The following is a 22,910-nucleotide window of genomic DNA, read 5'->3' as shown; positions in this document are numbered from 1 at the left end:
CATCTGAGCGTAGCGCGTCGGTCAGAGGGCGCTCAGCACATCGACACGCGGTCGCCCGTCTGGTCCTTGCGAGATATCGGCGGCCACGCCGTAGACGTCGCGCAGGCAGGCTGCGGTCAGGACGGCCTCTGGTGTTCCTTCGGCATGGAGACCTCCGCGATGCAGACACATCATCCGGTCACTGAACTGGGCGGCCAAAGACAGGTCGTGCAATGCGATCACGACGGTGACATTTCGTTGATCCGCAAGTTGCCGGATAGTGTCGAGCACCACGAGTTGATGACGCAAGTCGAGTGCTGCCGTGGGTTCGTCAAGCAGCAGAACGTCCGGGGCACGAAAGAGCGCCTGGGCCAGATAGGTCATCTGGCGCTGCCCCCCGCTGACCGTATCCAGGGTGCGGTCACAAAGCGGCAAGAGACCGAAATGATCCAGCGCGGCTTCGGCCTGGGCCAAAAGGCCGTGCGGAACGGATAGACCAAGCGATGCCACACGACCCAGAAGCACCACCTCCAGCAAGGTGAGAGACGAGCGCGCCGCGGTTTCTTGCGGCATGTAGGCGACGCGCTCTTTGAGCTGCGCGCGCGTTTGAGTGGCACCGCCGATCAACAGGCCTCCCCTACAAGGGGAGAGACCTGCGATTGCCCGCAGCAGAGAGGATTTTCCGACACCGTTTGGGCCGATCAGCGCGGTGACCTGGCCAGAGGGGAGAACGGCATTGATCCCTGAGAGGATCGTTGATGCCCCATGATGAACCGAGAGGTTCGAAAGCTGCAAATCTACCAATGTTTTTTCCCCCGAAGGATCAGGCCAAAGAGGAACGGAACACCGATCACTGCCGTCACGATGCCGATGGGGATGACCGATCCGGGTGAAATTAGCTTGGAAAGTATGGACGCGCCGGTCATCAGGATCGCGCCGCAGAGCGCCGCCATTGGCAGAAGGAAACGCTGGTCTTCTCCGACCAGGCCCCGCGCGACATGGGGCGCGACAAGACCGACAAAGCCGATCGTGCCGACAAACGCCACCGCTCCGGCGGTCAGCAGGGCAACCAGGGCAAAGATCCTGATGCGGAGGGGCCGCACATCGACACCTATCGCCGCGGCGCGATCATCGCCCAGGCGAAGCGCGGTCAGGCGCCAGATGTCGGGCAGCAACGCGGCGAGTGCGACGGCGACGATGGTGAACGTAATCGGCACATTGTCCCAGGAGGCTTTGAGGAGGGACCCGAAGAGCCAGAAGACGATGGCCTGCAAAACCTCGGGTGCGGCCAGATACTGCACCATGGATTGAAGCGATTGAAACAGAAAGAGCGTCGCGATGCCCGCAAGGACCATCACCTCGGGCGACATGCCACGGACACGCGCAAAGCCGTAAACCAGCGCAGCAGACGCCGCCGACGTGACAAAGGCGGCAAGCGGCACCGTCAGCCAGGGCACGACTGGCAAGGTGATCCCGGTCAGGATGGCCAGCGCCGCGCCAAAGCCCGCCGCGGCGGAAAATCCAAGGGTGTAGGGGCTCGCCAGCGGATTTCCGAGGATTGTCTGCATCGCGACCCCCGCAACGGCAAGGGCGATGCCGACAAGTGCGGCCATCAGCGTCATTGGCAGGCGAATGTCCCACACGATCACGGCCACGACCGTATCTGCCTGTCCGGGCAGGACAAGGGCTGTGACCACATCTCCGATCCCAAGGAGGGCGGGACCGGTCAGGATGTCGAACACGATGCAGGTCAGAAGCGTTACGCCCCCGGCGAACAGCATAAGGACACGCCGGCGAATGGTGTCGGCATAGCTTGGGGCGGCCCTTGCCGCCCCTCGCGTCACGCTCATGGAAGCTGCGTCATATAGGTGCCGCTAAAGCGGATTGGCATGTATTCTTCAAAGAACGCATCAAGGTTCGCCTGTGGATCTACGTCTTCAAAGAGTTCCGGATGCAGCGTCTTGGCGAGATATTGGAAAAACGCAAAATCATAGAGCGTGCGCGCCCCTCCGTGATAAATCGCGTGGACGGCGCCGTTTTCTACGGCCGCTAACTGATCCCAGCCCGGTCGGTCCAGATAGGGCCGCATCCGCTCATGTGTGAAGGCCGGTTCGATCCCGGGGCCCATCAGCACGGCCTGATCGCGGCCTTGCCAGCCTGAACCGGCCAGCAGGATCACATCGGGGTTCTGGGCCAGCACGTATTCCGGGCTGAGAGGGCCCCATCTCGCGACCTGACCCATCGCAATGTTGCGTCCGCCGGCTGCTTCGATCAGGGCGCCCCACATCGTATCGCCGTAGGAATTGTCGATTTCCCCTGCGCCTTTCCGACCCAGTTCGACATAAACGGCGGGTTCCTGCGTTGCCTTGGCAACGCGTTCAACGACATCGGCATGGGCGCTGGAATAGAGATCGGCCAGCTCTTGGGCGCGCTCCGGCTCCCCCAGAATGGCGCCAAGCGCGAGGGTGGAGATGACATGCTTGTCCACCTCCTGCGCGTTGTAGTCGAGAATGACGACAGGAATGCCGGCGGCTTCAAGGCGCGAGACGCCGTCGCCCAGCGCGTTGTATTGCCAGGCGGCAAGGATAGCGACATCGGGTCTGAGCGAGAGAGCGGTCTCGAGCGAGAATGTACCGGCCTCGACCTCACCGACATCGGTGAGTTCGGCAATGCGCGGAACAGCCTCGGTATAGGCCTGCCATTGAAGGGCACGCCATCCGGCCCAGGTGTCCTTGGAGATCCCGACGACGCGGTCATAGGCGTTTGGCCCACCCACTGCGAAGAAGTCCTCGAAGTAAAAGCCAAGGAGGATCCGGTTTGCCGTTTCCGGTACCTCGATCTGGCGGTTGAGCGTATCGGTCACGGTGATCGTGTCTGCAAATGTCGGGCTTGCCAGTCCACAGACAAGGCCAGCGACCGCGAGCGTGCGGGTGATTTGCGTGAGCATCATTTTGCCTTTCTGGTCGGGCAACACAGGCGACCGTCACGCGCGACTGCGTGCGGCTGCGCGGCTGCCCGGGAAGGTTGAATTAGTGGGTTGCGTCGTGCCCGGAATGATCCATTCCGGCGCCATGCGAACCATCGCGGGCCTCAACGTTGAAGACAACGTCCACTTCGCCGGCCTGTTCAAAGACCAGCGTCGCGGAAAAGGTCTCTCCGACTTCGAAGGGATCATCGCGCAGGCCCATGAACATGACATGCAGCCCACCGGGTTCCAGAGCGACGCTTTCACCGGCGGGGATGTCGATGCCATCGACATGAAACATCCTTGCGACGCCGTCTTTCTCTTCGGTGCCGTGCAGCATCACCTTGGGAAAGTCCGCGCGGACAGCGACAAGACGATCAGGCGTCTCTCCTTCGTTGACGATGGTCAAATACCCGCCGCCGGACATAGCCGTATTGGCGGTTTCAAAGGCCATTGGATGGTCGATCACCAGATCGCCAAGGCGATATTCATGGGCGGAGGTGGCTGCGGCACAAAGAGCGAAGGTCGCGGCAAGCGCGAGGCGATAGATCGTCATGGGGATATTCTCCAGAATAGGTCGTTTAGCGCGCTCAAGAGCGCGATTGATCGTTTTGTGAAAAGCGATCAGACCCTTGGAGGGGCGCGCACCGGGTGGCCCGGGCTGTGCCGAGATCCATGGTGGATAATCCGGGTGTGCGGCAGATCCGCGCGACGCGTTGGAAATCGAACGGCCTGATCGGGGCCATGCGGCGTTGGCAGCACGCACGCAGAGACCAATCTGCACGCTTCACATGTCGCGGATCCATGACCGGTTCCCGAAGCGTCATCGCCACAGAGATCCTCGAGCGACCCACCCATTTGCAGATATGCAAAGAGATTCGGATCTGACAGATCGGGCGTGGCTGACACGCGGTGCGCAAAGCCTGTAGAGGCCAGCGCCAACATCAGCGTGAGCGTTAGGCACAGGCGCGCAAGGCAAAGGGCGGCGTGTCGAACCATGAGACGCATCTACACCCGTTTTCCGAACGATTTCCAGAGCGCCGTTCTGCGGCGAAATGGCGTCCACGGCTTAGAGCGTGTCAAGTCGCTCGCTTGTGCAAGAGGCGGTTGGGGCGACCATCGCCAAGGTAAACCGCGTTCCAGCGATTGTCTGCCGATCGCGGCGTAAGGATCGGCGGTTTTCAGGGCGCTTGGCGGCGCGGACTCTGCACGGTGCGGGTCTCGTGATATTCGGTTTTCGTTGCTTAAAGCCATTTCGGGAGGGGGGTGTCATGAACGCCGCCGCTGATTTTGTTCAAGCCGAACGTATCCTGCGCATCGACGGACTTCTGGGGGCTGATGAGCTTCTGGCAGAGCGCATGTCTGTGCGCGAAGGCGTCAGCGCGCTTTTTGAGATTGACCTTCAGGTAAGATCGAAACAGTCGGATCTGCTGCCAACGGAAATCGTTGGCAAGACGGCCGATGTCAGTCTGGAGCTTGGCGGTGGTGCGCGCCGGACCTGGAACGCCTTGGTGACCGAGCTGGTCGCCGGTCCCAAGATGGCGCGGGCGTTTCGAAGCTATCGGCTGGTTCTGCGTCCGTCTCTTTGGCTGTTCTCGCAGCGGTCGGACTGCCGGATCTGGAAGGACATGACCAGCATCGAAGTCTGCGAAACGCTGATGTCCGAGCACGGGCTGCCCAACCCGGTCAGCAAGGGCGTCGTTCCGAAACCTGAAAAACAGCATTATTCGGTCCAATATAACGAGACCGATCTCGCCTATCTGACCCGGCGGCTGGAGGAAGACGGGATCTTTTTCTGGTTCGAACATGAGGTGGGGCGCCATGTGCTCCACCTTTCTTCGCATATTTCGGGCTATATGGCGGGCGAAGAGGTTCGGTTCGCGCACGGCACCACGGATCGAAATCACATCAATCGCTTCGAAACGCGCTTTACCTACACGCCCGGCGTGCGCGCGGCGCGGGACTGGAACTTTGAAAAGCCGGGGGAGCCGCCGCAGGCGACAACGCCCTCGACCATTCAGCTTCCTCGCAATGGACAATACGAGCTTTACGAGTTTCAGACGGTTGGCGGTTACGGAACCGATCGGGCCAGTCAGAATATCACGGATAGCAGTGTCGAGCGGCAGACCCGCCTGCATATGCAGGCCGTCGAGGCGGATCATCGTCGGGTCGACGGCAGCTCGACCGTGCGCAGTCTGTGCCCCGGAGGCAAGTTTACCCCCTACGACCTGTCCAAGCCGGATAACGCGTTCGACGAGCACGTCGTTCTTTTTGCCGAGCATCACGTGAACGATGCGAGTTTTGAAACCGGTGGAGGGCAGCCGGAATACCACAACCATTTCGTTGCACTGCCGGCGGATCTTCCGGCAACGCCGCACCGGGCGTCCCCGCGCCCCCGTATCGACGGCACGCAAGTCGCCATCGTCGCCGGGCCGGACGGCGAAGAGATCCATCCGGATGCCTATGGCCGGATCAAGCTGTGGTTTCCCTGGGATCGCAAGGCGGTCAAGGACGGGTCGGACACGTGCTGGGTCCGCGTGATGCAGAACTGGGCGGGCTCCGGCTGGGGCGGCCAGGTCATTCCAAGGATTGGGATGGAGGTGATGGTCACGTATCTCGACGGGGACCCGGATCGGCCTGTCGTGACGGGCGTGGTGCCCAATGAAAAACAAAAGGTGCCCTATAATCTGCCGGCCAACAAAACGAAAAGCGTTTTTCGGTCCAACAGCCACAAGAGCGAGGGCTTCAACGAACTGACCTTCGAGGACGCAACGGGGCAGGAAAAGATCTATGTGCATGCCCAGCGGGATCAGGAGGTGCATGTCGAACATGACCGCTCGAAACGAGTGGATCGCAACCAGCTTGAAAGCGTCGGCATGAACAAGAACATCGAGGTCGGCAACAATCACCACGAGGTGATTGGCGGCAACATGACCCTGATGGTCGGCCCCAACCGGATGCAGCGTTTCGTCACGCAGAAATTCACCGCTTTGACATCGGCGCTGGGCGATATGGCGTCCAAGCTGGGGCTGCCGGACATGCTCAACATGGGCGAGGGCAATCTGATCGTGGGGGTGGCCAAGAATAAGGCCGAAACCATCATGCTGTCAGCGACCGAGGTGGTCGGCGCGGGCAAGGCGGTGACAGTGGGCGGCGGCCTGCAAACCGTGGTGGGCGGGATCCAGAACACCACCGTTGGCATCGGTGCTTACGAAGAGGTGGGCCAGAACAAGGCCACGATCGTCGGAAAGCAATACGAGATCGTCGTCGGAGACAGCAAGATACTGATCCAGGAAGACGGCACCATCTCGATCACCGGCAAGAAGGTCCTGATCGACGGGAAAGAGCTGGTGAGGATCACCGGCAAATCCGTGAAGATCAACTAGAGCGATCAGGATGCGCCCCTTTCACATCGGTTGGGATCCCACGGATCGCATCTGTCGGCAGGTCGCCCAGGAGGGGCAGCCGGGCAGTCTGATGTCGCAGGTGCATGCCGTGATCCGGGGGAACGACAACCTGGACATGGCGCAGCGTGAATACATCCTGCACGCTCAGACCGAACTGCAGGATCATGTCGCCGAGCGGATCCGCGAATACGAGGCCATGCTGACCGTGATCGGGTGGGTGACGGGTGTCGTGGACCCACCGCCGCCGCTGACTTCGGAAGGGCTCCGCCAGCAGATTATGGATGCGGTGGTCGAGGCCGGCGGAGGCCTTCTCGACCGGTCCCAGCGCGATAGCTGGGTGGACGACATCAATCCGCTGAATGGCATCCCGGTTGCGATTGGTATTGTGTATGACATCTCCGGTGGGATCGCCGGCTTGCTTGGCGCCGACGAACTTGCCGCAGACTATGACCGGACCTCCGAACGGGCCTACAACACCGACCTTTGGTCGCTCTACTCAAATTCGGTCGACGTACTGGCCGGCTATGTTATCGATGGCCTTCGCCAGTATTGGGATGACTTCTGGGAGGAAGTCGACACGAACGGATTTCTGATTGCCTACGGCAAGCTGCAGATCGATTCCGGGTTCCTTGCGGCGGAACTTGCCATCGAAATCGCGCTTTCTGCAGTAACGGGCGGTGCCGGTGGGGCTGTGTCGCGGGTCATTCGCGTGACAGGACGGCGCATTTCAAGAGACGTTACCGAAGTCACGATCCGCCTGAGCCGCGCCGGCGAAGCGGTGCCGGATGCAAGCACCCTCTTCCGCCACGAGGTTAACGACGCCGAGATCCCCGACGATATCGAGCGGCTGATGGACGAAGATAACCTGGGCGGCGCCGACGCATTGGAAGAGACGGCAGAACGGGCCGATCCCAATCCCGACACACCGCAGACCACGCAAGTTGAGGGCGAAGGGGGCGACCTGCCCCCTCCGGTTACCCGAAACCCGCCACTAAGTGCGGCCGAGCGTGCCCGGCTGCGGCGACTGACCCCAAATGACGAGTTGCGGGATCTGGTCAACGAAGGCCAACCCATCGCCAGCGAGTTGGACCCTGTGCCGGATCCCTGGCTGGAAGGGTTTGAGCGGACGGCGCGGCTTGAACCAGACCATATCGTGCCGTTTCATGACATCGTGAGTATGGATGGCTTCACTGATCTGAGCCACGCCAATAGAATGGCCATATTGAACGATCCCGACAACTTTCATGGACTGAGCCGGAGCGCCAATGGATCGCGGCAAAACCTGTCTTTCGAGGACTGGACCATGCATCGCAGCAGCGGCACGCCGGTCAACCCTGAACTGCGCGCGCAAATGATTGCCGAGGAGGCGCGAATGCGCGAGGTTCTGCAACAACGGATCTACAATCTGCTGCGCGAGCAACAGAACGGTTCGACCCCGCAACTGCCTTTCAGAGACGATTGATGACCCTCCAAGACGATCTTCTATCCATGGTCCAGACCCGATTGGATCCCAAGGCCCAAGCCTATGCCGGCGGTGAAGCCGGTCTACCCGAACGCTGGGCCGGCTATGCCAGCGCCTCCTCTGCGGAGCGTTTGTTCGCGGCCCGGGCGGAAATGGATGTGCTTGAGCGATACTTGCCCGAGGCGGCCGAAAACCTGGCGAAAGTGATCGTCGATGTCGCGCTGATTGAAAGCCCCACCTACGGGACCTGCCGAGTGTTCGCGCGCCAGATCGGCGGCAAGATTTATCCAGCCTGGTCAAGACTGCCGAAGAAACACGCCGATACCCGACATGTCGCGGTCTGGACGCTCTTCGCGGAACGGGCGCCGCAGGTGCTAAAATGGCTGCATACCGATCTGATGGACGGGCTGACGGATCTCTATCAATTCGGAGGGTTTAAAAGCTCGGCTTTTCTCACCACGATGGAGCGTGAGATCGATACCTATGCCGAACAGGCCTGGTTCGATGACTTTGCCAACCAAAACAATATCTCGGAAATCGTCGAGGTCCTTGCCTCGGGCGGGGGGGGATACCTGCTGCTGGACCTATCCGAGGACAGAACGGCTGATTTAAACCCAATGGCGTGGTTTGTGGATGTCAAATCGCCTGGCGAACCCGAGCGTGTGCCGCTTTATGCATATCTGGACACATGGCTGACCATTTCGTTGACGGAATGAACCGGCCCATCCGGAGGGACGAGGAGGATCATATATGACCCGTGTCGATAGCGGCGCCTGGATCGCAAAAGCAAAGCGGCGCAAGGCCTACCGCGACCAAGCGCGCGACAAGTTTTTTCGCGAGGTGGGGATGCAGAAGGGCGCACAAGCGCAAGACCACACCGGAGCGCCAATTTCGCAACGGGTGCGCGTCACGCAGCTGCTGAACCTGACCCGAAAGGGTGATCTGGTGCACGGGGATCACCAGGCAATGGCAACGGTAATGGCGGTGGCACTTGGCAGCACCGGTTTGGGGACGGGCGGCGCCATGGGCAATGTGGCAGAGACACAGGATATGTTGGATCGCCATTCGATCAGGAATTTACGCGACACTTGGTTCTCGGCCCCGGTCTTTTTCGATTGATCAGGGCCGACGGCCATTCATGAATAGCCCGACTTGGGGCTCTGGATCAGGGCTGCGAACTCAGCCCTGATCGAATTGAAGCTTACCTACCGTATTGCCAGCGCCGTTCGGCCCGCTGCAATTCATGTCGTAAAAGCAGGTGTGCTGGATCACCTCCTTGCCTTCGACAAAGACCGTTGTCTTGTTCGAGATGGGGCGGCACCAGCCCAGGTTTGTCCCCGACTTCACCCCGCCCCCTGTCCCGGCTTCGTCCCCTTCGACGGTACTTGTGCGGCTTTTCATGGTAAACGCTTCAAGTCCGCCGAATGTCGTACTGGGGATCGTATCGGTAGACGCCGAGAGTTTTGAGATGATCATGTAAGGCACTGGCACCATGCTGGATCCCATGGGCGTTTTACAGACATCCGGGGCCATGCAAACGATCTGCGCCTGCTTGCCGCTGTGACGGGCCGCGTTGTTGGTCATCGCTTTCTCCTCTCAGGCGTCGGTTTTGGCGGAGGTCATCTCGATCTCCATTTCAGCGGCGTCCTTGATGGTAGTCCGCCACAGCAGTGTCAGCATATGATGCCGGGTCTCGATGGGTTCGATGTCGATGCAGATTGTGTCGAGATCGAAGGCGATCTCGCGCCCGGCGGATTGGCCGATGATCGAGATATCGGGCAGGGTGATCCGGTATTCCGGCGCATCCGGCCTGAGATTGCCGAAGATCAACGGGACACCGCCCTTGAGAAAAGGTTCGATCTGGAGGGGGCCGGGCGCGGCGTTCCAGAAACGAAGGTCATAATCTTTGGGCATGCGCGGATGGCGGGTCGCTTGCCAGATCTCGTCCAGCGTGCCGGCATAGGCCCGTCTGGGAAGCCAGGCCTTGGCGATTGGTCCGAAGCCGTGAACCGACATCTCAGTACCCGGTTTGGCGGACAGCAATTCGGGCAGCAGGCCGATCTGCGGCGCTAAAAGTTCAAGATGTTCCAGTGTGCCAGTGCCCGCATACCCCAGACCCGCGGGGTTTTGTTCGAAGACGTCGATGCTGCCGTCGTCGCAGACAACGTGCCCGCCATAGGCCAGATCATAGCGGATCGGAACATGTTCGACCGGTTCGGGCGATGAGAGAGACCAGGCCGATTGGGTCGACCGCCTTGTCCATATTGAAGGTCCCCGCACGTGAAACCCGTAACGCAGCCGGTCCGGTATCTCGACCGAGACCGGCCAGTCGGTCAGCGGTGTGTCGCCCGGCGCGTAAGCTGTGGCGCGGATCAGCAGATCCGTGGCGGCCTTGCCGGGGGCGATGTCCTGCTCGGCAAGAAGCGGCGTATCGGCCGGATCACCATCATCGAAGAGGTCCGAAATCTGGAACTCCACCTGTCCGGGGCGATAGGCCCACGCATCGCCTTCGCGGTAGAGCACGGCCTTGACGATTACGACGGCCGCTTCGGTGTCATCCGGCATCCAGTGGTCGAACGTCATGGTCTGAAAGACGGTGTTGTTAATCAATCGCATAGAGCAATCTCGAACCAAAGATCAGGCACCCCCGGTGACGAAGCTGCCCTTTTCGCTTCACTTTTACCCTGCTTGCCGACGGATGCATCGGAAACCGTCACGACACCGAAAGCCCGGCAGGTTCCAGCCGGGCCGGACAGGCGGGATGCTCATTCCAGGGCAAATGCGCCCGGCATCCCGCTCAATTGGCGCATCTCGGCCAGTCGTCTTTTGCGCCGTCAATCTGGCCTGCTATGATCTGCCATGCCTCGCATCGGAGGCCGGCACAGCACGGAAACCGAATAGGCTGACCCATGACCCTTCTCGCGGACCTTCTTTCAACGGTGTTTGAGCGGCGGTATCGCCTGAGCTTCGGCACGGGCGGAGACAACCGACCGGTCGAGGATCTGGCCGAGGCGCTTGTCGGATCGACTGCGGAAACGTCCGGGCTCACGCTGGCCGCTCAGATCCTCGACCGATATGCTGCGATGGACGACACCGAGAAGCTTGCCTTCTTCCGGCACCTCGCCACCGCGATGAACATTGACCCGGTGACCGTCAAGGCGACACTCGACGCCTATGAGGCCGAACCTTCCAAGGCGACCTATCGCGCCTTCGTTCACGCAGCAGAGCCCAAACGACACGAATTCATCAAACGCCTGAACCACGTTCCCGGCGCGACAGAGGCTTTGGTGCGCATGCGGGCCGATCTGTTGCAACTGGGGGCTGGGGAAGATGCCCTGCAGGCTTTGGACCTGGATTTCCGGCACCTCTTTGTGTCCTGGTTCAACCGCGGCTTTCTTGTCCTGCGACCGATCAATTGGGAAAGCCCAGCCCTGATCCTGGAAAAGATCATCGCTTACGAAGCGGTTCACTCCATCGATAGCTGGGAGGATCTGCGCCGCCGGGTCGAACCGTCCGATCGCCGCTGTTTTGCGTTTTTTCATCCCGCGATGCCTGACGAACCACTGATCTTTGTCGAGGTTGCCCTGACCAAGGATGTCCCGGGATCGGTGCAGTCGCTTCTGACCGAAGACCGCCAGCCCATTTCGGATCAGACTGCAAAGACGGCGGTGTTTTATTCCATTTCCAATTGTCAGCCGGGTCTTGCCGGTATCTCCTTCGGCAACTCGCTGATCAAGCAGGTCGCGGCAGACCTTGCATTCGAACTGCCCGGTTTGAAAACCTTTGTGACGTTGTCCCCGATCCCGGGGCTGATGGGGTGGGCGATGCAAAGCGAGATTGAGGTTGATCCATCGGATGCGCTCTCCGTCCGCCAGCTTGCGGCCCACTACCTGCTTGAGGCCAAGCGGGGCGACGGACAGCCACATGATCCGGTTGCCCGGTTCCATCTGGGCAATGGCGCGATCATTCACGCGGTGCACGCAGAGGCGGACACGTCGCAGAAGGGGATGGCGCAATCGGCAGGCGCGATGGTCAATTATCTTTATGACCTGTCCCGCACTGCGCAGAACCATGAAGACTATGCCTCAAAAAGGAAGATTGCGGCGACGAATGGGGTGCGTACGGCGGCGTCGGCCTTTCCGACCGGGGCGTAACGATATCGCCGGTGATCACCCGTTTAGCGGACGGCAGCCGCAGCAGCTGGGTCGTGAGGTGCAAATGACGCGCCGCTTGAGGGCGCCGGTAGGTCAGCTTTGGCGGGGCTTAGACTGGCCTAGGGTCGACACTGTACCTCGCAACAAGAGAGGCAGGATGCGAAAGCCTATTTATAACGACGACCACGCGATCGGACAGCGGCAAGGCTAGGATGCGCCAGTCTCAGCGCTGCGCATATGGGCGGAGAACTTGTTCATCAGGTGATTGCGCATCAACTGGCCCAGCGCCTGCGCATCGCGCGCCTTGAGGTGTTTGAGCATATCCTCATGCTCGGCAATGGCCTGAGCCCAGCGTTCTTCGGAGATATTTGCCATGAAGCGTGCCCGCCGCACACGGGAGGCCAGAAGCCGGTGGTGGCTTTCCAGCACATCGTTGCGGGCGGCCTTGATGATGGCGTTGTGGATGTCTTGATTGGCCTTGAAATAGCTTTGACGGTCCTTTGCGGCGTAGCTGTCGATCATATCGTTGTGACGCTGTTCGATGCTGGCCAGATCGGCGTCGGTCATTTTTTTGCAAGCCAGTTCTCCGGCAAGCTGTTCAAGCGTGGCGATGACCGGGAAGGTTTGCGCCAACTCCTCCATCGTCACCTCCGAGACGCGGGCGCCGCGATTGGCCTGCAGCACGATAAGCCCTTCGGAGGCCAACACCTTGAGCGCCTCGCGCAGCGGCGTGCGGGAAACGCTGAAGGCCGCACAAAGCTCTTTCTCGGGGATTTTCTCGCCGGGTTTCAGCTCGTCCTCGATCACGAGATTGCGCAAACGCTCGACAAGCTCCTCATGCAAGGACGGTCTTTGAATGGCCTGTGCGCCCTGCAACATGCACTATCCCCCTGTCTTCAACGCCATGTCGATCACACGGGCGACATGCAGCGCGTCCCGGCTTGCGCCGTCTTTGATCTGGTGGCGGCAGGATGTTCCATCGGCCACGACGATTGCGTCGTCGGGTGCGGCCCTGACAGCGGGCAGCAGATCCATCTCCGCCATTTTCAACGACAAATCTAGGGTATCTTTGCCATATCCAAAAGCCCCGGCCATGCCACAGCACCCTGTTTCGATCAGCTTCGGGGCGGCGCCGGGTATCTTTTTAAGCGTGTCGAGGACCGGCGTGACAACGTTGTGCGCTTTCTGATGACAATGCCCATGCAGCAGGATCGGACGGTCGAGCGCCTTGAGCGGAAGATCGAGGCGCTCGCGGATCAGATATTCCTCGAACGTGAAGGACGCGTCGGCCAGCGCCTGAGCCTCGGCACCGGGGCAGAGCGCAAGGAACTCATCGCGGAAGGTCAAGATGGAGGACGGCTCAAGTCCCACGACGGGGATGCCCTGATCGACATAAGGTTTGGTGGCCGCAATCACGCGGCTTGCGGCGGTACGGGCCGCGTCCACCAGACCAACGGCCAAAGCCGTCCGCCCGCAATCAAGCGCTGCGCCGCCATCGCTGGCGGTGGCCACCCGCAGGCCAGCGGCGCGCAGGACGCGCAAGGCGGCGCGCAGATTTTCAGGCTCGAAATAGCGGTTGAAAACATCCGCGAAGAGGAGAACCTGAGGGTTCTCGTCCGCAGCTTCGCTGTCGCGGAAGGGACGCGCCGACCAATGCGGCAAGGGACGATCCCGGCTGACATTCGTGATCCCTTCGGTCAAGGCTGCGACCCCCGGCACCCAATTGCGGGCATTCATTAGCCAGGGGGCCCGCGCGGCAAAAGGCGCATAGCGAGGCAGGTAGCCTACCAGCTTGTCGGCAAAGCTGAGCCCGAATTTCTTCTCACGCGCGGCGAGCACCTCGATCTTCATGCGCGCCATGTCGACCCCGGTGGGGCATTCGCGTTTGCAGCCCTTGCAGGAGACGCAGAACTTCATCGTCTCGGCCATCGCGTCCGAGGTCAAAGGGTCCGGCCCGATCTGGCCAGAGATGGCCAGCCGCAGCGTGTTGGCCCGCCCGCGCGTGGCGTCGCGTTCGTTACGGGTGGCGCGGAACGACGGACACATGACGCCCGCCTTCAGCTTGCGGCAGGCGCCGTTGTTGTTGCACATCTCCACCGCGCCCTGAAATCCGCCGCCCGCGCCCGGCCAGGCGGACCAGTCGAGCGCGGTTTTGAATTCCGGTACGGCGTAATCGGGGCCATAACGGAAGTAGCGGCGGTCATCCATCTTGGGGGCATGCACGATCTTGCCGGGGTTCATGATCCCTTGCGGATCGAAGCGGGCCTTCACCTCTTCGAATGCGCGCTGGATGCGGGGGCCGAACATCTTTTCGTGGAATTCGGAGCGGACGATGCCGTCGCCATGCTCGCCGGAATGGGAGCCTTTGTAGGAGGCCACGAGGTCAAAGCATTCCTCGGCGATGGAGCGCATTGTAGCCACGTCCTTGTCGAGCTTCATGTTCAGGACAGGCCGGACATGCAGGCACCCGACAGAGGCATGAGCGTACCATGTGCCCTTGGTGCCGTGGCGGGAGAAGATGTCGGTCAGGCCGGCGGTGTACTCGGCCAGATCGGGGAGGGCGACGGCGCAATCCTCGACGAAGGAGATGGGCTTGCCCGCCTCCTTCATCGACATCATCACGTTGAGGCCGGATTTTCGGTATTCGGCGATGGCGTCCTGAAGGGCCTTGTCGGTGACGGGCACGACACCGCCCCAGTGGTCGTTCAGGCTGGAAAAGTCAAAGCCAAGATCGCCCATGAGCGCCTTCAGCGCGTCAAGCTTGCGGCGGTTTGCGAGGTCGTCGCCCTCGGCAAACTCGACAAGCAGCAATGCGGCGGGCGTACCCTGAACAAAGGCTTCGATGGTCGGGCGGAAGAGGGGGATGTCGCGGCCTAAGGCGATCATAGTATCGTCGATCAGCTCGACTGACTGGGGGTCGAGGGTCACAAGGTGTTGGGCCGCATCCATCGCGGCGTAGAAGGTGGGAAAATGGCAGACGCCAATCACCTTTTCGCCGGGCAGGGGGGCGAGGGCCAGTTCAAGCTCGGTAAAATAGGCGAGCGTCCCTTCGGAGCCGACGAGTAGATGGGCCATATTGGCGGGGTCAGGGCCGGTCAGCGCGTCGATGTTATAGCCGCCCACCCGGCGCTGGACCTGAGGGAATCGGGCGGCGATCTCATCGGCTTCTCGCGCGCCGAGCGCGGTCATTTCGGCGACAAGGGCGGCGTAGGGATCGTTTGACAAGCCGGGTGGCGTCGCGTCAAACCGCGCCGCGGTGCCGTCGGCGAGCAGTGCGTCGATGGAAAGCACATTGTCGCGCATGATGCCGTAGCGTAGCGACCGCCCGCCGGAGGAATTGTTCGCCGCCATCCCGCCAATCGTGGCGCGCGACGCGGTGGAGGGATCGACAGGAAACCACAAGCCGTGCGGTTTCAGCGCCCTGTTCAACTCGTCCAGGACGATGCCGGGCTGCACGCGAACGCGCCGCGCCTCGACATCCAGATCGATGATCTTGTTAAGATATTTCGTATTGTCGAGCACCACCGCCCGGTTCACCGTCTGCCCGCATTGCGACGTGCCGCCGCCCCGGGGCAGGATTGGTGTGTCATGCTCCAGCGCGGTTTCCATCGCGGCCTGAACATCCGCCAGCGTCTTGGGCACGACCACCGCTTGCGGCATCATCTGGTAGATCGACGCGTCGGTAGCATAGCGACCCCGCGCGGCGGCATCGGTCATCACCTCGCCTTCGATACGCGACTGCAGCGCTTGCGTCATTCCGCGTTTGACATCCAGCGGCATTCCGACTTCCTCCCCGGAATTTTTGTATTGACTGAATAATGAATTCATAATTACGTTTCCGCAACGATAAACAATGCAGCGCTTCGAACGAGCGCCACGTGGAGGAGACATCATGCGCCAAGCCGGCCGCCATTTCCTGCAGATCCCGGGGCCGAGTGCTGTGCCCGACCGCATCCTGCGCGCGATCTCGATGCAGACGATAGACCACCGTGGGCCGGATTTTGCGGAAGTTGGGCAGACGGCGCTGGAAGGTATGAAGGGGATCTTCAAGACTAGTCAGAACGTCTTTATCTTCCCGTCTTCCGGCACTGGCGCTTGGGAGGCTGCCCTTGTCAACACGCTGGCGCCCGGCGACCGGGTGTTGATGTTCGAGACGGGGCATTTCGCGACGCTCTGGAACAAGATGGCGCGGCGGTTGGGGCTGGAACCCGAATTCCTCGAAGGCGACTGGCGCGGAGGCGCGGAACCGGATCGGATTGAAGAGCGTCTGCGCGCGGATACCAACCACATGATCAAGGCGGTTTGCGTGGTCCATAACGAGACCTCCACCGGATCGGTTTCGCCTATCGCGGAGGTGCGCAAGGCCATCGACGCGGCAGGGCATCCGGCGCTTTTGATGGTCGACACGATCTCGGGCCTGGCCTCCATCGACTTTCGGTTTGACGAATGGGGCGTGGATGTCTGCGTCTCTGGCTCGCAAAAGGGGCTGATGCTGCCGCCGGGGCTCAGCTTCAACGCGGTGAGCGACAAGGCGCTGGACTACTCGAAAGAGGCGGGGTCCATGCGGTCCTACTGGGACTGGCAAGATATGGTCGGGCCAAACGCCACGGGCTATTTCCCATACACGCCGGGTACCAATCTGCTCTATGGTTTGAACGAGGCCATCGCGATGCTGCATGAGGAAGGGCTGGACAACGTCTTTGCCCGGCACGCGCGTCACGGTGCGGCAGCCCGCGCCGCAGTGCGGGCTTGGGGGCTCGAGGTTCTTTGTGCCCGGCAGGGGCAGGAAAGTGGTGTGCTGACCGCCGTATTGATGCCGGAGGGGCATTCGGCGGACGCATTCAGGGCGACGACGTTGCAGCATTACGACATTTCGTTGGGGAACGGTCTGTCGAAAGTGGCTGACAAGGTATTCCGTATCGGACATCTGGGCGACTTCAACGACCTGATGCTGATGGCGACGCTATCGGGCGTCGAGATGGGGCTGGCCAAGGCTGGCGTGCCCCATGAAAGCGGCGGCGCGCAGGTCGCGATGGCGCATTTGATCGACACAAAAGAAGAGCGGGTTGCCGCCGAATAACGACGCCCCGAACGGGGCACCTTTGGGAGGAAAGATATGAAACTCAAGACTGCTTTGCTGGGCGGCGTGGCCGCCGTTATGCTGCCGCTGAACGCGTTCGCGGCGGATCTGACCCTGCGCTTTGGCCATGTCGGCGCGCCGGGGTCGTTGTTCGAGGCGTCGGCAGATGCCTTTGCGGAATGCGCCAACGGCAAGCTGGGCGACCGGGCAGAGGTGCAGACCTTCGGTGCCAGCCAGTTGGGCAAAGACCGCGAGGTGCTGCAGAAGCTGAAGCTCGGTCAGGTGACCTTCGGGCTGCCCTCATCGGTGATGTCTTCGGTCGCGCCCGAATTCGGCATTTTCGAGATGCCCTATATCATCCAGGACCGCGAGCACATGAAGCGCGTGCAGGCGGAGATGGGCGAGGTGTTCCAGGACGCGGCGATGAGCGAAGGCTACCGCATCATCGGCTATTTCGAGAACGGGTTCCGTCACATCACGAATAACACGCGGCCCATCAACACGCCCGAGGATCTGGCGGGCATTAAACTGCGCACACCCAACGGCGCGTGGCGGGTGAAGATGTTCCAGCAATACGGCGCAAACCCGACGCCGATGTCCTTCTCGGAAGTGTTCACGGCGCTGCAGACCAAGGTGATCGACGGGCAGGAGAACCCCTATGCGCAGATCGCCTCGGCGAAATTCCAGGAGGTGCAGGAATATCTGTCGATCACCGGCCACGTCTACACCCCGGCCTATGTGCTGGTGGCCGAGAACCAGTGGCAGCGTCTGCCTGAAGATGTGCGCGCGGATCTTGAGACCTGCGGAGCGGAAACGCAGGATTTTGTCTACGAGCATGCCGCCAAACTGGAAACCGAACTGCTGGACGTGATCAAGGCGGCAGGTGTCGAGGTGAACGAGGCCGACAAGGACGCGTTCATCGCAGCATCCCAGCCGATTTATGAGGCCTTCGCGGCTGAGGTCGACGGCGGCGGAGAGATGATCGAGCAGGTTCAGGCGCTCGCTGGCGGGTCCTGATCTGACTTTGCGGGGCGCGCCACCTGGCCGCCCCGCTTTCCCACCCATAACAAAGACTGCCCGACAGTGACGTCGCGGTGGCGGACGGGATAGGTGCATCGTGTCAGTGGTGAAACGCGGGTTGGAAGCCCTTTTGGAATGGTTCGTGATCCTTCTGATGGTCCTTCTGACCGTCGTGGTGATCGTTGCTGTGCTCTACCGGCTCGTCGGCTCTAGCCTTGCCTGGTACGACGAGGTTGCGGCGATCCTGCTGGCTTGGATCACCTATTACGGCTCGGCCCTGGCCGCGCTGCGGCGACGCCATATCGGGTTTGACAGCGTGCTCTTGTCGATCCCGATGCCCATCCGCATGGGCGCCGTGGCCTTTGCCGAGATCGTCACTGCAGGCTTCTTCCTCCTTCTTGCCTGGGCCGGATTTGTCGTGATGTCGATCCTGGGTGGCATGTCTCTGGTGTCGATCACCTGGGTCCCGGTCAGCTTCACTCAAAGCGTCATTCCCATAGGTGCGGTCCTGTTCCTGATCTGTCAGGCGCTTAGTCTGCCAGGTTACTGGCGCGCCTGCGCGCGCGGCATCTCTCTCGAACACGCGGAGATCGAGGAAGAGGTCGAAAGCGAAATGAAAAAAGCGGGGAACGCCTGATGCTGATGCTTGCGATCTTTGTGGCCATGGTGGTTATGATCTGCCTGAACGTGCCTATCGCGGTGGCGCTCGCCGTGTCGGCAATTGGCGGGCTTTTGGTGATGGAGGGGACAGGTTCCCTCGTGAATGTGGCGCTCGACATGTATTCAGGGGCCACCAAGTTCTCGCTGATCGCCATCCCGATGTTTGTGTTGGCAGGGGCCATCATGAATGCAGGCGGCATCACCGACCGGCTGATCAATTTCGTCACGGCCATCATCGGCTTCATCCGGGGCGGGCTGGCGCATGTAAATATCGGTGTGTCGCTGTTCTTTGCCGAAATCTCCGGTTCGGCTGTCGCCGATGTGGCGGCGATGGGCTCGGTCCTGATCCCGCAGATGAAGAAACGCGGATATTCGGGTGCTTTGTCTGCGGCTGTGACGTCTTCGTCGGCCTCGCTGGCCATCATTATCCCCCCGTCCATTCCGATGATCCTTTATGCGACCTCGGCCAATACGTCGGTGGAGCAGCTTTTCGTGGCCGGTGTCATTCCTGGCCTGCTGGGCGCGGCGGGCCTGATGGGTGTCGCTTATTGGTTTGCGGTCCGCTACGACCTGCCAAGGGAGGAGGCGTTCAATCTGCGCCGGCTGGGCGAGACCTTTGTCGACGCGCTGCCGGCCTTTGCCCTGCCGGTTATCATTCTGGGCGGTATCTTTGGCGGGTTCGTGACGGCGACCGAAGCGGCGGGTCTGGCGGTTCTTGCCGCAATCCTCGTCAGCCTCTGGTACCGGCAGGTTGATCTGCGCCACCTGCGCCGCGCGATGCTGGATGGTGGCATGCAGACGGCGGTCGTGATGCTTCTGGTTGCGGCCTCGGTGGTGATGGGCGGGTTTCTCACCCGGGCTCAGATGCCTCAGGAGCTGGCGGCCAGTATCCTGGAGCTCACCCAGAACAAGTGGGTCATCCTGCTGATCCTGAACTTCTTCTTCCTCGTGATCGGGTTTTTCCTTCATTCTGCGGCGGCGATCATTCTGGTCGTGCCGATTGTCATCCCGCTCATTCAGGCCGCCGGCATCGATCCGGTGCATTTCGGGCTGGTGGTGACGCTGAACCTGGCCATCGGACAGCAGACCCCGCCGGTGGCGAGCGTGCTGATCACCGCCTGCGCAGTGGCGCGTGCCAATATCTGGGAGGTGAGCAAGGTCAACATCTACTTCATCGCCGTTCTGTTGACGGTGCTGCTGATGTGTACCTATATCCCGTCGATCCCGCTGTTTCTGGTCGAATACTTCTATCGTTGATCGACCTGCGCCGACCGATCCTCATCCGATCGGTCGGCGCTGCGATCCGCCAGGCCTGCGGGCGTAATCTTGCCATCGGTTAAACCCAACGTAACCGTTTGCGGGGTTTCCTGCTGCGGAACGTGGTTTTGCGACCTATCTGAACAAGGGAGGTGTCAAGTTTGCGCGACAGCGTGATCACACTTTTCAAACGTGTGATCACAAATGGCCAAAAATTGCTGGGGCGCGCCAAAAAACCGCGCCTTTTCCGCGCTGCAGCGCGTGACAGACGCTGAAAAAGGAGTACACCTTGCGCAGCGCACCGCGAAAGGAACGTATATGGCTGATGTAAACAGGGGCAATCGCCCGCTCTCGCCGCATCTGACGATCTACCGGCCACAGCTGACATCCATGACGTCAATCCTGACCCGGATCACCGGCAACGCGATTCTGATCGCTGCTCTTTTGATTGTTTGGTGGTTCATGGCCGCTTCGACATCCGAGGCGCATTTCGCCGTCGCGAATGGCGTGATCACCAGCTGGTTCGGCGATCTGGTGATGTTCCTGTCTCTCTGGGGGCTTTGGTATCACACGCTGGCGGGCATTCGTCATCTGATCTGGGACAACGCCATCGGGCTTGAGCTGGAAACGGCGGAAAAGCTGGGCTGGGCGGTCATCGGCGGTTCGGTCGTGCTGACCATCCTGACGGCGCTTGTGATATAAGGAGGCCGAAGATGCGTTATCTCACAGACCGCAAACGCGCGGAGGGTATGGGATCGGCCAAAACCGGCACGGCCCACTTCTGGGCGATGAAGGTAAGTTCGGTCGCTCTGTTGTTCCTGATCCCGGCCTTCCTGCTGACCTTTGGTCCGATGCTGGGCCAGGATTACGCGACGGTGACAGACTACTTCGCGCGCCCCTTCCCGGCGATCGTGGCCGCGCTGACCATCGTTGTCGCGTTCATGCATTTCAAGGACGGTGTTCAGGTCCTGATCGAGGACTATGTCCATGGTCTGAACCAAAAAGTGCTGATCATCCTGATGGTCTGCCTCAGCTACGCCGCCGCCGCGACCGGCCTTTTCGCCATCGCGCGGCTGGCATTGTAACTCCGCAAAGGGAGAAGAAGATATGGCTGCATATGATTACGAGACGCATGAATATGACGTCGTGGTCGTGGGCGCTGGCGGCGCGGGGTTGCGCGCCACACTCGGCATGGCGGAACAGGGCCTGCGGACGGCCTGTGTAACCAAGGTGTTCCCCACCCGGTCGCACACGGTGGCGGCCCAGGGCGGCATCGCGGCGAGCCTTGGCAATATGGGCCCGGACAGCTGGCAGTGGCATATGTACGACACCGTGAAGGGGTCGGACTGGCTGGGCGATACGGATGCGATGGAATACCTCGCTCGCGAGGCGCCCAAGGCGGTCTACGAGCTGGAGCACTACGGTGTGCCCTTCTCGCGTACCGAAGAGGGCAAGATCTATCAGCGGCCTTTTGGCGGGCATACCACGGAATTCGGCGAAGGCCCCCCAGTGCAGCGCACCTGTGCGGCCGCCGACCGCACGGGCCACGCGATCCTGCATACGCTTTACGGGCAAAGTCTGAAGAACAACGCGGAATTCTACATCGAGTATTTCGCCATCGACCTGATCATGGACGATGACGGGGTCTGCCAGGGCGTTCTCTGCTGGAAGCTGGATGACGGCACACTGCACCTTTTCGCGGCCAAGATGGTGGTGCTGGCCACGGGCGGTTATGGCCGCGCCTATTTCAGTGCGACCTCCGCCCATACTTGCACGGGCGACGGCGGCGGCATGACGGCCCGCGCAGGTCTGCCGCTGCAAGATATGGAATTCGTGCAGTTCCACCCGACAGGTATCTATGGCGCCGGCTGCCTGATCACCGAAGGTGCACGCGGCGAGGGCGGCTACCTCACCAACTCCGAAGGTGAGCGGTTCATGGAGCGCTATGCGCCGACCTACAAGGACCTCGCCTCTCGCGATGTGGTGTCACGCTGCATGACGATGGAGATCCGCGAAGGGCGCGGTGTGGGCAAGGACGGTGATCACATTCACCTCCACCTCAACCACCTGCCCCCCGAAACGCTGGCTGAACGTTTGCCGGGTATTTCGGAAAGCGCACGGATCTTCGCAGGTGTCGATGTCACGAAAGAGCCGATCCCGGTTCTGCCGACTGTGCATTACAATATGGGCGGCATTCCCACCAACTATTGGGGCGAGGTTCTGGCGCCGACCAAGGATAACCCCGATCACGTCGCACCGGGCCTGATGGCTGTGGGTGAGGCAGGCTGCGCTTCGGTGCATGGGGCGAACCGGCTGGGCTCAAACTCGCTGATCGACCTCGTCGTCTTTGGCCGGGCCGCGGCGATCCGCGCGGGTCAGGTTGTCGATCCGAAGACAGCCGTGCCGACGCCGAACCGGCGGTCGGTCGAAGCCGCGCTCAGCCGCTTTGACGGGCTGCGCTATGCCAAAGGGCACGTGCCCACGGCGGAACTGCGGTTGGAGATGCAGAAGACGATGCAGCAGGACGCTGCGGTCTTCCGGACCGACAAAACGCTGGCCGAGGGTCAGGAGAAGATGGAAGGCGTGGCCGAGAAGCTGTCGGATGTGAAAGTGACGGACACCTCCATGGTCTGGAATTCAGACCTGATGGAGACGCTGGAGCTGACCAACCTGATGCCCAACGCCGTGGCCACGATCACCGCGGCCGCCGCGCGGAAGGAGAGCCGGGGCGCGCATGCGCATGAGGACTACCCCGACCGCGATGATGAGACCTGGCGCAAGCACAGCCTGGTCTGGTTCAAAGGCAATCAGGCGAGCCTTGGCTATCGCGGCGTGCATCTCAACCCGCTCACCAGCCACAATGATGGCGGCATCGACCTGAAGAAAATCGCGCCGAAAGCGCGGGTTTACTGACGGCGTGACGCGT

General features: G+C 61.2%; 20 protein-coding genes. 12 read left to right on the top strand and 8 right to left on the bottom strand.

All coding sequences use genetic code 11. The features are described from left to right. Positions 1-21 precede the first annotated feature (21 nt). The 4 genes from CFI11_RS20795 to CFI11_RS20780 form a co-directional block, all read right to left on the bottom strand. The gene (locus CFI11_RS20795) at positions 22-774 is read right to left on the bottom strand and encodes an ABC transporter ATP-binding protein (RefSeq protein WP_130410110.1); all 753 of its coding nucleotides are present in this window, start codon (positions 772-774) and stop codon (positions 22-24) included. 2 nt (positions 775-776) lie between these two features. Next, complete coding sequence (locus tag CFI11_RS20790) at positions 777-1,829, bottom strand: iron ABC transporter permease (RefSeq protein ID WP_165390345.1); 1,053 nt, start codon at positions 1,827-1,829, stop codon at positions 777-779. After that, the gene (locus CFI11_RS20785; protein WP_254448983.1) at positions 1,826-2,929 is read right to left on the bottom strand and encodes an ABC transporter substrate-binding protein; all 1,104 of its coding nucleotides are present in this window, start codon (positions 2,927-2,929) and stop codon (positions 1,826-1,828) included. The genes CFI11_RS20790 and CFI11_RS20785 overlap by 4 nt, the downstream gene beginning before the upstream one ends. A 79-nt stretch (positions 2,930-3,008) precedes the next feature. Further along, entirely contained in the window at positions 3,009-3,500 is a 492-nt protein-coding gene (locus tag CFI11_RS20780) for a copper chaperone PCu(A)C (protein ID WP_130409412.1), read from the bottom strand. Between the two features lie 715 nt (positions 3,501-4,215). Between CFI11_RS20780 and CFI11_RS20775 the strand changes: the two genes are divergently transcribed. From CFI11_RS20775 to CFI11_RS20760, 4 genes are read left to right on the top strand one after another with little or no spacing between them, the layout of a single operon-like run. After that, positions 4,216-6,330: a type VI secretion system Vgr family protein gene (locus tag CFI11_RS20775; RefSeq protein ID WP_130409411.1), complete on the top strand. Its 2,115-nt coding sequence runs from the start codon at positions 4,216-4,218 to the stop codon at positions 6,328-6,330. 10 nt (positions 6,331-6,340) lie between these two features. Next, the gene (locus tag CFI11_RS20770; RefSeq protein ID WP_130409410.1) at positions 6,341-7,813 is read left to right on the top strand and encodes a hypothetical protein; all 1,473 of its coding nucleotides are present in this window, start codon (positions 6,341-6,343) and stop codon (positions 7,811-7,813) included. Further along, positions 7,813-8,529 (top strand): hypothetical protein, encoded by a 717-nt coding sequence (locus CFI11_RS20765; protein WP_130409409.1) that lies wholly within the window; start codon positions 7,813-7,815, stop codon positions 8,527-8,529. The genes CFI11_RS20770 and CFI11_RS20765 overlap by 1 nt, the downstream gene beginning before the upstream one ends. Positions 8,530-8,563: 34 nt before the next feature. Beyond that, positions 8,564-8,932 carry a hypothetical protein gene (locus tag CFI11_RS20760; protein ID WP_130409407.1) on the top strand — a complete coding sequence of 123 codons (369 nt, stop codon included), beginning with the start codon at positions 8,564-8,566 and terminating at the stop codon, positions 8,930-8,932. A 60-nt stretch (positions 8,933-8,992) separates the two neighbouring features. On the opposite strand, the gene CFI11_RS20755 is transcribed toward CFI11_RS20760, so the two are convergent. Together CFI11_RS20755 and CFI11_RS20750 are read right to left on the bottom strand one after the other, a co-directional pair. Next, on the bottom strand, positions 8,993-9,397 hold the full coding sequence (locus tag CFI11_RS20755; RefSeq protein ID WP_130409405.1) for a DUF4150 domain-containing protein: 405 nt from the start codon (positions 9,395-9,397) through the stop codon (positions 8,993-8,995). Positions 9,398-9,409: 12 nt separating this feature from the next. Then, positions 9,410-10,429: a DUF2169 domain-containing protein gene (locus CFI11_RS20750; protein ID WP_130409403.1), complete on the bottom strand. Its 1,020-nt coding sequence runs from the start codon at positions 10,427-10,429 to the stop codon at positions 9,410-9,412. A gap of 293 nt (positions 10,430-10,722) precedes the next feature. Between CFI11_RS20750 and CFI11_RS20745 the strand changes: the two genes are divergently transcribed. Then, on the top strand, positions 10,723-11,967 hold the full coding sequence (locus tag CFI11_RS20745; protein ID WP_130409401.1) for a malonyl-CoA decarboxylase: 1,245 nt from the start codon (positions 10,723-10,725) through the stop codon (positions 11,965-11,967). A gap of 207 nt (positions 11,968-12,174) precedes the next feature. Here CFI11_RS20745 and CFI11_RS20740 read toward each other — a convergent pair whose 3' ends face one another. Both CFI11_RS20740 and CFI11_RS20735 read right to left on the bottom strand, forming a co-directional pair. Beyond that, positions 12,175-12,846, bottom strand: a complete 672-nt coding sequence (locus CFI11_RS20740; RefSeq protein WP_130409399.1) for a GntR family transcriptional regulator — start codon at positions 12,844-12,846, stop codon at positions 12,175-12,177. Positions 12,847-12,849: 3 nt separating this feature from the next. Further along, positions 12,850-15,747, bottom strand: a complete 2,898-nt coding sequence (locus tag CFI11_RS20735) for an FAD-binding and (Fe-S)-binding domain-containing protein (RefSeq protein ID WP_130409397.1) — start codon at positions 15,745-15,747, stop codon at positions 12,850-12,852. Positions 15,748-15,859: 112 nt separating this feature from the next. Here CFI11_RS20735 and CFI11_RS20730 point away from each other — a divergent pair, with 112 nt between their 5' ends. The 7 genes from CFI11_RS20730 to sdhA all read left to right on the top strand — a co-directional run bounded on the left by CFI11_RS20730 (position 15,860) and on the right by sdhA (position 22,897). Continuing rightward, positions 15,860-17,047 (top strand): alanine--glyoxylate aminotransferase family protein, encoded by a 1,188-nt coding sequence (locus CFI11_RS20730; RefSeq protein WP_130409395.1) that lies wholly within the window; start codon positions 15,860-15,862, stop codon positions 17,045-17,047. 36 nt (positions 17,048-17,083) lie between these two features. Continuing rightward, positions 17,084-18,064, top strand: coding sequence for a TRAP transporter substrate-binding protein (locus tag CFI11_RS20725; RefSeq protein WP_130409394.1), 981 nt, complete (start codon positions 17,084-17,086; stop codon positions 18,062-18,064). Between the two features lie 100 nt (positions 18,065-18,164). Then, positions 18,165-18,704 carry a TRAP transporter small permease gene (locus CFI11_RS20720; RefSeq protein WP_254448982.1) on the top strand — a complete coding sequence of 180 codons (540 nt, stop codon included), beginning with the start codon at positions 18,165-18,167 and terminating at the stop codon, positions 18,702-18,704. Beyond that, on the top strand, positions 18,704-19,984 hold the full coding sequence (locus CFI11_RS20715) for a TRAP transporter large permease (protein ID WP_130409392.1): 1,281 nt from the start codon (positions 18,704-18,706) through the stop codon (positions 19,982-19,984). Before CFI11_RS20720 ends, CFI11_RS20715 begins: the two co-directional genes overlap by 1 nt. 318 nt (positions 19,985-20,302) lie before the next feature. Beyond that, entirely contained in the window at positions 20,303-20,686 is a 384-nt protein-coding gene (sdhC, locus tag CFI11_RS20710; protein ID WP_130409390.1) for a succinate dehydrogenase, cytochrome b556 subunit, read from the top strand. A gap of 11 nt (positions 20,687-20,697) precedes the next feature. Continuing rightward, positions 20,698-21,069, top strand: a complete 372-nt coding sequence (gene sdhD, locus CFI11_RS20705; protein WP_130409388.1) for a succinate dehydrogenase, hydrophobic membrane anchor protein — start codon at positions 20,698-20,700, stop codon at positions 21,067-21,069. A gap of 22 nt (positions 21,070-21,091) precedes the next feature. After that, positions 21,092-22,897: a succinate dehydrogenase flavoprotein subunit gene (gene sdhA, locus CFI11_RS20700; RefSeq protein ID WP_130409386.1), complete on the top strand. Its 1,806-nt coding sequence runs from the start codon at positions 21,092-21,094 to the stop codon at positions 22,895-22,897. Positions 22,898-22,910: the final 13 nt, after the last annotated feature.

Source organism: Thalassococcus sp. S3 (genome assembly GCF_004216475.1).
Lineage (GTDB): Bacteria > Pseudomonadota > Alphaproteobacteria > Rhodobacterales > Rhodobacteraceae.
The sequence above is the reverse complement of the archived record's forward strand: the minus strand, read 5'-3'. Positions and strand labels throughout refer to the sequence as shown.